This is a genomic window from Agathobacter sp., assembly GCF_977054825.1.
In genome coordinates, this window is record NZ_CDRTEH010000001.1 from 402573 (window position 1) to 415763 (window position 13191).

At 45.0% G+C, this 13191-nt stretch carries 12 protein-coding genes; all 12 read left to right on the forward strand.

The features are described from left to right. Positions 1-80: 80 nt before the first annotated feature. The 12 genes from pstB (at position 81) to ACW6PM_RS02005 (ending at position 13135) form a co-directional block, all read left to right on the forward strand. Complete coding sequence (gene pstB, locus ACW6PM_RS01950; protein WP_306780502.1) at positions 81-842, forward strand: phosphate ABC transporter ATP-binding protein PstB; 762 nt, start codon at positions 81-83, stop codon at positions 840-842. After that, entirely contained in the window at positions 842-1492 is a 651-nt protein-coding gene (phoU, locus tag ACW6PM_RS01955; RefSeq protein ID WP_456056049.1) for a phosphate signaling complex protein PhoU, read from the forward strand. Before pstB ends, phoU begins: the two co-directional genes overlap by 1 nt. Positions 1493-1666: 174 nt before the next feature. Then, a complete protein-coding gene (locus ACW6PM_RS01960) occupies positions 1667-2335 on the forward strand; it encodes a response regulator transcription factor (protein WP_456056050.1) in 669 nt (222 codons plus the stop codon). A gap of 46 nt (positions 2336-2381) precedes the next feature. Further along, a complete protein-coding gene (locus ACW6PM_RS01965) occupies positions 2382-3704 on the forward strand; it encodes an ATP-binding protein (protein ID WP_456056051.1) in 1323 nt (440 codons plus the stop codon). A 118-nt stretch (positions 3705-3822) separates the two neighbouring features. Further along, positions 3823-5127, forward strand: a complete 1305-nt coding sequence (locus tag ACW6PM_RS01970; RefSeq protein ID WP_118084505.1) for an ATP-binding protein — start codon at positions 3823-3825, stop codon at positions 5125-5127. Positions 5128-5157: 30 nt separating this feature from the next. Further along, positions 5158-7215: an ABC-F family ATP-binding cassette domain-containing protein gene (locus tag ACW6PM_RS01975; protein ID WP_456056052.1), complete on the forward strand. Its 2058-nt coding sequence runs from the start codon at positions 5158-5160 to the stop codon at positions 7213-7215. Positions 7216-7422: 207 nt separating this feature from the next. Further along, positions 7423-7950: a ribosome hibernation-promoting factor, HPF/YfiA family gene (gene hpf, locus ACW6PM_RS01980; RefSeq protein WP_308650393.1), complete on the forward strand. Its 528-nt coding sequence runs from the start codon at positions 7423-7425 to the stop codon at positions 7948-7950. Positions 7951-8584: 634 nt separating this feature from the next. Then, positions 8585-8842, forward strand: coding sequence for a hypothetical protein (locus ACW6PM_RS01985; protein WP_331478497.1), 258 nt, complete (start codon positions 8585-8587; stop codon positions 8840-8842). Between the two features lie 172 nt (positions 8843-9014). After that, positions 9015-10070, forward strand: coding sequence for a D-alanine--D-alanine ligase family protein (locus ACW6PM_RS01990; protein WP_117715060.1), 1056 nt, complete (start codon positions 9015-9017; stop codon positions 10068-10070). A gap of 1 nt (position 10071) precedes the next feature. Further along, a complete protein-coding gene (locus ACW6PM_RS01995) occupies positions 10072-11466 on the forward strand; it encodes a UDP-N-acetylmuramoyl-tripeptide--D-alanyl-D-alanine ligase (RefSeq protein WP_456056053.1) in 1395 nt (464 codons plus the stop codon). A 107-nt stretch (positions 11467-11573) separates the two neighbouring features. After that, on the forward strand, positions 11574-12095 hold the full coding sequence (locus ACW6PM_RS02000; protein WP_012743691.1) for a peptidylprolyl isomerase: 522 nt from the start codon (positions 11574-11576) through the stop codon (positions 12093-12095). Beyond that, a complete protein-coding gene (locus ACW6PM_RS02005; protein ID WP_456056054.1) occupies positions 12095-13135 on the forward strand; it encodes a GNAT family N-acetyltransferase in 1041 nt (346 codons plus the stop codon). Before ACW6PM_RS02000 ends, ACW6PM_RS02005 begins: the two co-directional genes overlap by 1 nt. Positions 13136-13191 lie beyond the last annotated feature (56 nt).

A 13191-nucleotide genomic window follows, 5' to 3' on the forward strand; every position in this document is an offset into this window, starting at 1 on the left:
TCTGATAGAGCATTTTACAAAGCATCCATATAATGTATTCTCGAAGACAAGAAATTTATTACATGTTGCAGGAGATACAAATGGAGAAAAAAATCAAAATTCAGGTTCGCGACCTGAATCTGTATTATGGCCAGAATCATGCACTGCATGGTGTCAATATGGACATAAAAGAAAACAGCGTGACAGCGCTGATCGGACCGTCAGGATGTGGTAAGTCTACATTTTTAAAGTGTATCAACAGAATGAATGATCTGGTTGACAACGTCAGAATCGAGGGAAGCATCGAGATAGATGGTGAGAATATATATGCACCATCAGTCGATACAACAGTCCTTCGCAAAAAGGTCGGAATGGTTTTCCAGCAGCCGAATCCTTTCCCGATGAGCATATATGACAATATCGCATATGGCCCGAGAGTGCATGGCATCAAGGATAAAAAGACGCTTGACCAGATAGTTGAGGAAAGCCTTCAGGGTGCAGCAATTTTTGATGAAGTTAAAGATAGATTAAAGAAATCTGCCATGGGACTTTCAGGCGGACAGCAGCAGAGACTTTGTATTGCGAGAGCGCTTGCCGTACAGCCGGAGGTGCTTTTGATGGATGAGCCAACCTCAGCGCTCGACCCTATCTCTACTTCAAAGATAGAGGAGCTCATGGAGGATTTAAAGAAAAAGTACACAGTTGTAGTTGTAACACATAACATGCAGCAGGCAGTGCGTGTATCGGACGATACAGCCTTCTTCCTTGTAGGAGATATGGTTGAGTTTGGCGACACAAAGACGATTTTCTCATATCCACAGGACAAGAGAACAGAGGATTACATCACAGGGAGGTTTGGTTAATGAGATCGAAATTCGACGAGCAGCTTAAGAATTTGAATGAAGAAATGATGCACATGGGAAGCATGATTGAGGAGTCAATCCAGAAGGCAATCGAAGCATTTATACATCAGGATGCCGATAGCGCCAGGGCAATCATGGAGGGCGATTCAGAGATAGACAGAGAGCAGAAAAAGATAGAAAGCCTGTGCTTTAATCTGCTCATGCAGCAGCAGCCTGTAGCAAGAGACCTTAGAACAATTTCTGCAGCGATGAAGATGGTTACTGATATGGAGCGTATAGGAGACCACGCAGCCGATATCAGCGAGATGACCATTTTGATGAGCAGTGACAAGCCATACAGGGTCAATATAGAGCATGTCAAGAGCATGGCTTCAGAGACGATGCTTATGCTTATCAGGGCAATCGAGGCATATGTTGAGAAGAACAATGACAAGGCTCACGTAGTAATGAAGCAGGACGATGTGGTGGATGAGCTTTTTGATAAGGTAAAGGCAGAGCTTATTGATTTCATCAGGGAGCATCCTGAGGATGGTGAGCAGGCAGAGGACCTTCTCATGGTTGCAAAATACTTCGAGCGTATCGGAGACCATGCAACAAATATTGCTGAGTGGGTTGAATTTGCACTTGATGACAAGGTTCGTAAGTCATGATTTAATTATTATATCGGAAAATTAAATCGTAATAATACAAAGATGAAATTAATACAGACGATGGATTTTACATAAATTTTACATAAAACCATCGTCTGTTTTACATTAGTAATGTATAATCGAAAGTAAAGAACAGGTAAAAATTTTACATAAGATTTTGAAATGGAGAAAGCTATGGCACTTATTTATATTGTAGAGGACGACGAGAGCATACGTGAGATAGAGACAATTGCTCTGAAAAACAGTAATTACATCGCCAGTGCATTTGAAAACGCAAAGGAATTTTACAAGAAGCTGGATGAGCTCGTACCGGACCTCATACTGCTTGATGTGATGCTTCCGGATGAGAGCGGCTACGATATCGTGAGAAAGCTCAGAAAACGTCCGGCCACACAGGATATTCCTATTATAATGGTCACAGCCAAGACCACAGAGATGGATATGATAAAAGGGCTCGACGGAGGCGCAGATGATTACATCAAAAAGCCTTTCTCGATCATGGAGCTTATCACCAGAGTGAAGGCACTGCTCAGAAGAACAGCGAAGGATGAGCCGAAGCTCTTAAAGCTTGATGATCTGGTGATTGACCATGAGCGCCATGCGGTTACAGTGAACAATGAGCCGGTTGATTTGACCTACAAGGAGTATGAGCTTTTGAGGCTTCTGATGGGCAGTCAGGGCATAGTCATGACCAGAGAGGTCATCATGAGAAGCGTCTGGGATACAGACTTTGAGGGCGAGACACGTACAGTGGATATGCACATAAAGACACTCCGCCACAAGCTGGGTGACTATGGCAGCAGGATAAAGACAGTCAGAAATGTGGGCTATGTTATAGAATAGCAGATGTTTATTATGATTTCTGATATACATAAGCGGAGCGTACAGCATGAAAAAGAAGATTAATTACTATCTGGCAGCTACAGCACTTTTTGTTGCAATTGCCACCATGATTTCCATGACAGTAATCAACTATTATCTGTTCCAGAAGCAGGTAAAGGAAGATCTGCAGGTCATGGCAGAGACAATAGAAAGCACCGGAATACTAAAACAGGATATAGATGAAATCCCGCAGATTGACGTGGAGGGGATTCGCGTCACCTGGATTGACAAGGACGGCACAGTGCTGTATGACAATCAAAATGATGTGAAAAAACTGGAAAATCATGGCGATAGACCGGAAGTTGAATCAGCATTTGATAAAGGTACGGGAGACTGCGTGAGAACCTCAGCCACCATGAACAGCAATACCTTCTATCATGCCATAAGGCTCGACGATGGAACAGTACTGCGTGTCTCTATTGCGGCGAGAAGTATCTGGAACATGTTTGCAAGCAGTATACCTGCCATGCTTATAGTGACGGTTATCATAGTCGGAATATGTGTGGTACTTGCAAAGAGCCTGACCCGAAAGCTCATGAAGCCAATCGAGACACTGGCAGGCAATCTGGAGCAGGCCTCTGTCATCCAGAAAAAGACCGAGTACAAGGAACTGGTTCCTTTCATGAACGCGATCAGGATACAGCATGAGGGCGTGCTTGCTGCGGCAAAGAGCAGACAGGACTTTACAGCAAATGTGTCACATGAGCTAAAGACTCCGCTCACAGCCATCTCCGGCTACGCGGAGCTCATAGAAAACGGCATGGTCGAAAAGGAGCAGCAGATTCATTTTGCGGCTGAAATAAGAAGAAATGCACAGCGTCTGCTTTCCTTGATAAATGATATTATAAAGCTCTCAGAGCTTGATTCAAGCGAGGCTCAGCAGGGCTTTGAGCAGCTTAATCTATACGGTCTGGTCAAGGACTGCATGGAAAATCTACAGGTGAATGCCGAGCAGAGAAACGTAGCACTCAATTTTGACGGTACTGACTGTATGGTGCGCGGCAACAGGCAGCTTCTCACCGAGCTTGTCGAGAATCTATGCCAGAATGCTATCCGCTACAACAACGAGGGTGGCACTGTAAATGTGACGGTACACAAGCTCGGCGGCAAGACAGTCCTCACGGTCGAGGACAACGGCATCGGCATACCAAAGGACCAGCAGGAGCGCGTCTTTGAGCGCTTCTACAGAGTGGATAAGAGCCGCTCGAAGGAGACCGGCGGCACAGGCCTTGGGCTTGCGATAGTAAAGCATATAGTGGAGCTGCATGATGCAGGGCTTACGCTCGACAGTGAGGTAGGGCGTGGCACAACGATAAAGGTGGAGTTTTAGCTCCGCCTTTTTGCGTCTCCTGCGCCATGCCGGGCACACAAGCTCTTGCAAAATCGTGGCGCAGTGTTTATAATAATTTGTTAGCAGCGAAAACAAGGCAAAACCAGGAGGAACAGCCATGTATCAGGAAATATCAAAATTACTTATGTACGGAGATTTATCTCAGGACGAGATACTTTATAAATTGGGCCAGCTCTTTGAGCAGTTTGAGGTGGGCGAGTACAACAAGACAGAGCTTGTGCGCGACATCAATACACAGGTCAAGAGAATCCTAAAGGTAGCAACAGACTATGGCTTTGACGACAATCTGTGGCACAACTATCTCACTTTCTTCCTTATGATGAGTGAGAATCCGTTTTCCATCACCTGTGAGAAGGTCGGAGCCAGCGATGGCAGTGTAAACGGGCTTGTGGCAAACGATTTCAGGATTTTTAAGAAGCTTTTCGATTATGATTTCAAGCCAATCGAGTCAGCGCTCGGAATCGACTGCTTCACACAGATCAGCAATTACAGGGCCATTGTGAAAAAAGACCTTATGTACAATCACAATGTCAGCGAGAAGGTAAGGGCACTTAGCAAAAAGCTTGAGGCAGCTAAGGACGAGCAGGAGTTCTTTGATGTGGTAACAGGCTTTTACAAGGCATACGGAGTCGGCATGTTTGGTCTCAACAAGGCCTTCAGGATTGAGGAGCATCTGGACGGAGGCTTTTCGTTCATGCCAATCAACAATATGGATGCAGTCATGCTCGATGACCTGATCGGCTATGAAATCCAGAAGAAAAAGCTCACAGACAATACAGAGGCATTTGTACAGGGTAAAAAGGCCAACAATGTGCTGCTTTTCGGAGACAGCGGAACCGGAAAATCAACAAGCATCAAGGCAATCGTCAATCAGTACTATGATGACGGACTGCGCATGATTGAGATATACAAGCATCAGTTCAAATATCTGTCAAAAATTATCGCAGCAATCAAAAACAGAAACTACAGATTTATCATATATATGGATGATCTCTCCTTCGAAGAGCATGAGATTGAGTACAAGTTCCTAAAGGCAGTCATCGAGGGTGGCGTGGAGACAAAGCCTGACAACATACTGATTTATGCAACCTCTAACCGCCGTCACCTGATCAAGGAGACCTGGAATGACCGCAATGACCAGGACAACAGCAATGACAAGCACCACTCAGATACAGTTGAGGAGAAGCTGTCACTTGTAAACCGTTTTGGTGTGACGATCAGCTACTCAAAGCCGTCGCAGAAGGAGTTCTTCAACATCGTAACAGAGCTTGCGAGAAAGAGCGGCTGCACACTTTCAGACGAGGAGCTGTGCAGGGAGGCAAACAAGTGGGAGCTCAGCCACGGTGGCATTTCGGGACGTACTGCAACACAGTTTGTCAACTACATTATGGCTAACAATTAAGCAGCAGGCATAAGCATGAAAGGATAGTATATGCTCTACCAGATAAGTAATGGCGCTGTCGCATTTGGCGACGACGTCATTTTGCATAGTATAGATTTTGAAATCAGAAACACAGAAAAAATAGCGATAGTCGGCAGAAACGGCTGTGGCAAGACAACACTTTTAAAGCTCATTTCAGGCGAGGTCGATATGGAAAAGCTCGACAGCGATGAGAGTGCCTTTATCGCAAAGGCAGGAAACCCGGAGATAGGCTATTTGAAGCAGATCGCGTTTGATGATCCTGATGTGACACTCGAGCAGGAGGTGCGCAAATGCTTCGTGAAAATGGACGAGCGAAAGGCAGAGCTTGCGCGCGCGGCGGCAGAGCTCGAGCATGATTATTCCGATGAAAAGGTAGCCAGATATACCGCGATGGAGGAGGCCTTCAAGGACGATGGCGGCTACTATTATGAGAAGGAATATGAGGTCATGATCTGCAAGTTCGGCTTCTCTGATGACGAGCGCAAAAAGCCAATCCGTGACTTTTCCGGAGGACAGCAGACCAAGATAGCATTCATAAAGCTGCTTTTGTCAAAGCCTGACATACTGCTACTTGACGAGCCGACCAACCACCTCGATGTCACGACTATCGAGTGGCTTGAGGGCTATCTGAAGTCGTACCCGAAGGCAGTGGTTGTCGTATCCCATGACCGTATGTTTCTCGACAATGTGGTCGATGTGGTCTACGAGATAGAGTATGGCACAGCAAGGCGCTATCCGGGCAATTATACCAATTTTATCGCCCGCAAAAAGGAAAACTACGACAAGCAGATGAAGGATCACATCGCCCAGCAGAAGGAGATAGAGCGCTTGCAGCGTATGGTTACGCGCTTCAAGGGCAAGCCGACCAAGACAGCCATGGCGCAGTCAAAGCAGAAGGCAATTGAGCGCATGGTGATTATCGAGGCACCGGACAAGTACGACAACAAGACCTTCCATGCCAATTTCCAGCCCGAAAAGGAGACCGGAAACGATGTACTTTATACATCAGAGCTTGCAATCGGCTATGACCATCCGCTTTCTGTAGTGTCGCTCGATTTGAAAAGAGGCGAAAAGCTTGGCATACTCGGCGGAAACGGACTTGGAAAATCTACATTTTTAAAGACTATCGTTGGTAAAATCCCGGCACTTTCGGGCGACTATCGCTTCGGAACCAACGTGCAGATAGGGTATTTCGACCAGCAGATGGCCATGTATACAAGCAACAAGACCGTGCTCGATGATTTCTGGGATGAGTATCCGAATCTCACGGAAACCGAGGCCAGAAATGCACTCGGAGCCTTCCTTTTTTCAGGTGAGGACGTGTTCAAGAACGTAAATATGCTCTCCGGAGGAGAAAAGGTCAGACTGGCGCTTTGCAAGATTTTAAAGACCAGACCGAACGTGCTCGTGCTCGATGAGCCTACCAACCATATGGATATTGTAGGCAAGGAAACGCTTGAGAGCATGCTCAAGGACTACAAGGGTACGCTGATTTTTGTATCACACGACAGATATTTTGTGAAAAAGGTAGCTACACAGCTTCTGGTGTTCGAGGATGGCACGACCAATCTCTATCAGTTTGGCTATGAGCAGTATCAGGAAAAGCTCGACCGTGAGGCTTCGGAGAGCAAAAACGTATACAGAGGCAACGCGATATTTGGAGGTGCGATAAGCCAGAACGGCAGCAGTCAGACCAGCGGCAGCCAGACAGGCAATGCGGCAAACCAAGGTACGTCACAAACCACCGCAGCAGGAAATCCTGACGAAGGCACCAATGCAAACAGCGCAGCAGGCGGCATGGCTGTCTCATCAACCGGCAAGGCATACTACAACCCGGGCAAGGAGCGTTCAAAGATACAGAAAAAGGTCAAAAAGGCCGAGGAGGACCTGGCGGTCAAGGAAGCAAAGCTCGATGAGCTCAAGGCCGAGCTCATGAAGCCTGAGTATCAGTCAAGCTACTCAAAGCTCACGGAAATCCAAAACGAGATAGACGCTCTCGAAGAAGAAATCCTTATTGATATGGAGGCATGGGAGGAGCTTTCCTCTCAGCTTGAGGCACTGGGGTAGTGTATAAAAAATCATCCGACTTGATGTTTTTTGTTACATTTAAATCCCTAATCATAGCGAAATCAAGCGATTTCGCGACAAATCATAAATAAACTCTTGATTTTTTATATAAATTGCATAAAAATGATTGATGAAAACGAAATTTATGGTATAATATTTACATGATACAGACAACGTATCAAATAAACGACAAAGGGGTTGGACATCATGAGAATAACAATTTCAGGAAGAAACATCGAATTAACAGAGGGGCTTAAGCAGGCAGTAGAGGAGAAGCTGTCAAAGCTGGAGAAGTTTTTTAAACCGGACACAGACGTATATGTTACACTCAGCGTAGAAAAGGATAGACAGAAAATCGAGGTTACTATCCCGGCAAAGGGACATGTTATCCGTTCAGAGCAGGTCAGCAACGATATGTATGTATCAATTGACCTCGTAGAGGAAGTAATCGAGAGACAGCTTCGCAAATACAGAACCAAGATTTCCGCAAAGAAATATGCACCGGCAATATTCCAGGATGAGTTCGTGGAGGCAGACGATGCAGAGGACGAGGAAATCAAGATTGTCCGTACCAAGAGATTTGGTATGAAGCCTATGTATCCTGAGGATGCATGCATCCAGATGGAGCTCTCAGGCCACGACTTCTTCGTATTCAGAAATGCAGAGAATGACGAAGTAAATGTAGTCTACAAGAGAAAAGGACATACATACGGACTTATCGAACCGGAATGTTAGAACTCTTGTTTTTCATCATAATTTAACCTTTCTTTCATCGAAAACCGGCAGCCAATGGCTGCCGGTTTTTTTTGTCTGTTTAACCTCATTTGGTCTTGGATATGCGATTGGTTCCAATGGCAGTAAGACCACAAAAAAATAACCGCCCTAGCCTGGAAACTGAACGGTTATTTTAACTAAGTAAATGATCAGGCGAACCGTTGTTATAGGTAGCACCTTTTTGTTATCTATATTCTAACATTCATTTCTAATCATGTCAAAATTATTTTTAAATAAATTTCAAATATTAAAAAAAATGAAATAAATAGAGTAAAAATACCAAAATATAGTACAAATTTATCATTCCAAATTTTTACACTCAAAAAGCGCACTATAAACCAAAAACCGACTGAATTAAACACAAACCTATGTCGTATTTTGTCGAAAACTGCTAATCACCCATCAATATTAAAGCTTTTAATGGAAATCTTCAAAATACAAGCGCGTAACGCGCCTAGAATATTGATATATTATATGGAAAAATGAATCCACCAACAAAAACAAAGAGGGAAATTTCGCAAAAGCGACAAAATTTCAAAAGAAAGACAAAAAAAGAAGTTCTACGAAAAATCTAGTCAATGGAGGGATAAAATATTTGGGAAGAATCTATTATGAACAGAAAGGACTTATTAACCTCGATGATATAGTAGATATATTTATCGAGGTGGGAAATATACACAATTACTTGGAAAATGCAGCCTTGCGGATTTTGCTTTTTGGCAATCCGGAGCTGAATTTTTATCAGTGCCGATTATTAGTATTGAAGTACGGAGAATCACTTTCACAGGATGATTTGCACGGGCGGATGGTATTTATAAGAATGATACAGCTGCTGGAAGCTAACACAGTTTAAAATAAAATGGGAATTTCTTTTTTGACCGGGCAACCGGTCTTTCTTTTTTGCATAAATAGTGTTATAATTTTGAAGAAATTATGTTGATTACTCATAGCTTTAAAAAAGAAGCATTGCATTGGGCTTAATTAAGCCAAAGCATGATAATTCAATCAAAGAAAAGAGGACAAAAATGAACATCGTAGTACTTGCCGGAGGGCTCAGCACAGAGAGAGATGTTTCCTTCAAGACAGGAAGCATGGTAGCTAAGGCACTCAAAGAAAACGGCCACAAAGTTATATTATTGGATGTATTTATGGGATATAGTGACAGGGAGGAGGATCTGACAGGCATATTTGACCGCGCGGACGAGATAAGCGTGCAGGTCAGTGATATTCCGACAGAGGCACCTGACCTTGCAAAGGTAAAGGCTTCCAGAAAGGATCAGTCACCTTGCTTCTTCGGACCGAATGTCATCAAAATGTGTCAGATGGCGGACATTGTTTTCATGGCACTCCACGGAGAAAACGGAGAGAACGGAAAGATTCAGGCAGCATTTGACCTCTTCGGTGTCAAATATACAGGCAGCGATTATTTAAGCTCAGCCATCGCCATGAACAAGGAAACCTCAAAGCAGTTCTTCCTTGCAAACGGTATCCCTACTCCAAAGGGCATTTCCATGACCAGGGAGACCAGACAGGATGACATCACAAAGCTTGATCTGACACTTCCATGTGTAGTAAAGCCATGCTGCGGCGGTTCAAGCATCGGTGTCACTATCGTCAGGGATGCGGCAGAGTTCAAGGCGGCACTTGACGATGCCTTCAAGTGGGAAAATGAGCTGGTTATCGAGGAATTTGTACAGGGCAGGGAGTTCTCTGTCGGCGTTATCGAGGGCAAGGCTCTTCCTATTATAGAGATTGCACCGAAGGAGGGCTTCTACGATTACAAGAATAAATACAAGGCGGGCAGCACAGTTGAGACATGTCCGGCCGAGCTTCCTGAGCAGGTGACAAAGGATATGCAGCACTACGCAGAGGAGGTTGCGCGTGTTATCGGGCTTGACACATATTCACGCTCAGACTTTTTGCTCAACGACAAAAATGAGATGTTCTGCCTTGAGGCAAACACACTGCCGGGCATGACTCCGACCAGTCTTCTGCCACAGGAGGCAGCAGTTATCGGTATGAGCTTTAATCAGCTCTGTGAGCATCTGATTGACATATCTTTGAAAAAATATGAGGTGTAGCATGTCTGATAAGTACATGAAAAATCTTACGTTTGCAAATATCGCAAAGGCCTGCGAGGGCAGATACATAGGCGATGAGACACTGCTTGATACGACAATCACCGGCGCAGTCATAGACAGCAGACAGGTGAAGGAGGGCTATCTTTTTATTCCGATAAAGGGAGAAAGGGTGGACGGACACAAATTCATCAATGCTGTGTTTGAGCAGGGAGCGGCAATCGTGCTCTCTGAGCATGAGCTTACGGATCCGGCGGGGCCATATGTGCTTGTTGAATCAACCACAGAAGCCATGAAAAAGCTCGCGGCATTTTACAGAAAAAGTCTTGATATCAAGGTAGTGGGTATCACCGGAAGTGTTGGAAAGACCAGCACCAAGGAGATGATATCATCAGTTCTTGAGCAGAAATACAGCGTTCACAAGACCGCAGGCAATTTCAACAACGAGATAGGCCTGCCGCTCACCATTTTCGGAATCAGGGAAAGCCATCAGGTAGCAGTACTTGAGATGGGCATATCTGATTTTGGCGAGATGCACAGGCTTTCTACCATGTCTTGCCCGGATGTCATGGTCATCACCAATATCGGCTACTGCCATCTGGAGTTTTTGGGCGACAGGGATGGCGTACTTAAAGCCAAGACAGAGTGTTTTGAGCATATGATGCCTGACGCAGTCGCAGTGCTCAATGCAGATGACGACAAGCTGGCCACAGTGCAGAATGTAAATGGAAAGCCTGCCATATACTATGGTAAGGAAGCAGCTTCGGACGTTCACAAATCAGTATATACCACAAATATTGAAAACCTGGGCTTCGACGGCATGAAGGCTCATTTTGTTACACCGGAGGGAGAGTTTGATGCACACATCCACATCCCGGGAGAGCACAATGTATACAATGCCATGGCAGCAACGGCTGTCGGATTGCAGCTTGGTCTCACAATAGCTGAGATAAAGGCAGGAATAGAGAAAGCAGAGACAATCGCAGGTCGTACCAATTTTATCAAAACCCATGGCATGACAGTGATAGATGACTGCTACAATGCAAACCCTGTATCCATGAAATCCTCTATCGAGGTGCTTTCACATGCAAAGGGCAGGACAATAGCAGTGCTTGGAGACATGGGCGAGCTGGGAAGCGATGAGAAAAAGCTGCACCATGAGGTAGGCGAGGCAGTTGGAGAGAACCATATCCATACACTTTTTGCCGCAGGAGAGCTGGCAAAGGAATATGCAGCCGGAGCAGCGGAGAAATCATCCGATGTAGACATCCACTACTTTAAGGATAGAGAGACCATGACACAGGAGCTTCTTTCATATGTGAAGGAGGGCGATACCATACTGGTGAAGGCTTCACACTTCATGGAGTTTCCAAAGGTAGTCGAGGCTCTGAGTGAGTAAAAATCAGTTGAAAATTAACAGGATAAAAATTAATTCGGTATTTAATTATTGCGAGGAATGGATATTTTCCAAGCCTCATAATACTATATAAGAAAGAGAGAAAAACAATGGCACAGAATCCAATCGTAACAATCACAATGGAAAACGGCGATGTAATCAAGGCGGAGCTTTATCCGGAAATCGCACCAAACACAGTAAACAACTTTATCAGCTTAATCAATCACAATTTCTATGACGGAGTATGCTTCCACCGTGTAATCAAGGGCTTCATGCTCCAGGGCGGAGATCCGGACGGAAACGGCACAGGCGGTCCGGGTTATGAAATCAAGGGTGAGTTCACACACAACGGCTTCAAAAATGATTTAAAGCACACAGCCGGTGTACTTTCAATGGCACGTACCATGATACCTGACTCAGCAGGAAGCCAGTTCTTCATCATGCATCAGGATGCTCCACATCTCGACGGCGAGTATGCGGCATTCGGCAAGGTAATCGAGGGCATGGATGTGGTAAACAAAATCGCAGAGGTGCGCACAGACTACATGGACAAACCACTTGAGGCTCAGGTCATGAAGACAGTTACAGTTGAGACCTTCGGGGTGGACTATCCGGAGCCGGAGACAGTTTAATGATAATAATTATCGATGAGGCAAGCGCAAAACTTGCCTCTTTTTACTATCATGGCGAGATATTCAATCCGGAGTGGAGAAATGCATCAGACATGGCATCGGTGTCCGGTGAAATGCAAGATGAATTGCAGGAAAAACTGTATGGTGTATTACTGGAAAAATTACTGGATGAGTTGCAGAAGAAACTGTCAGATGAGCAGCAGAATAATTTGTGTGTGTATGAAATAAAAAATAATTCAGGATATAGCTTCACGCATAAAATGTACGACAACAAGACATCAGTTGCTGAATCAATCAACGTTATAGAAACAACAAATGTCACAGAATATGCAGATAACGCAGAGAAAACAAATATCGAAAACATAGAAATCCCGGAAACATTAACCGACTGCATCTGGATAGTATCAAGCAGGCAGCAGAAGCAAATAGCCGATTCACTCGGCATAGCATCAGTAGGAGAACCGCAGTGCGGCACGCGCTATGCAGTCGAGAGCCTTGCAGAGCTTGATATTGAGTATCTGGAGCGGGTGCGCAGGCGGTATAATCATATCCCATGGGACATCGGCGAGACAGACAGGTGTCTGATACGTGAGCTGTCCCTGTCAGACCTTCCTGCGCTCTATGAGCTCTATGACAAGCCCGGCATGACAGACTTTGTGGAACCGCTTTACGACTACGAGACAGAGCTTGAATACCAGAAGGCATATATAGAGAATATGTATGGCTTTTACGAGTATGGCATGTGGCTTGTATTTTCCAAGGAAACAGGTAAGCTGATAGGCAGGGCAGGGCTTGAGCACGATGAAATGGGCTATATGATAGCGCCGGAATTATGGAACCAAGGCTATGCCACGGAGGTGTGCCGCTTCATCATAGACTACGCGCGCGAAAACACAGACTTTGAAGAGCTTTACTGCCGGATAGACGAGAAAAATACGGCATCGGTGCGCCTTGCAAAAAGGCTTGGATTTGTCAGAAACGGACAAATCGGGAATGAGAGAAATACCGGTGGATTAGATAGGTATGTCCTTTCAATCTGACAGTTCATTATATATTTTATATGTGCAGCAGGAGTAGCTCGGCAGGATTCATTCAG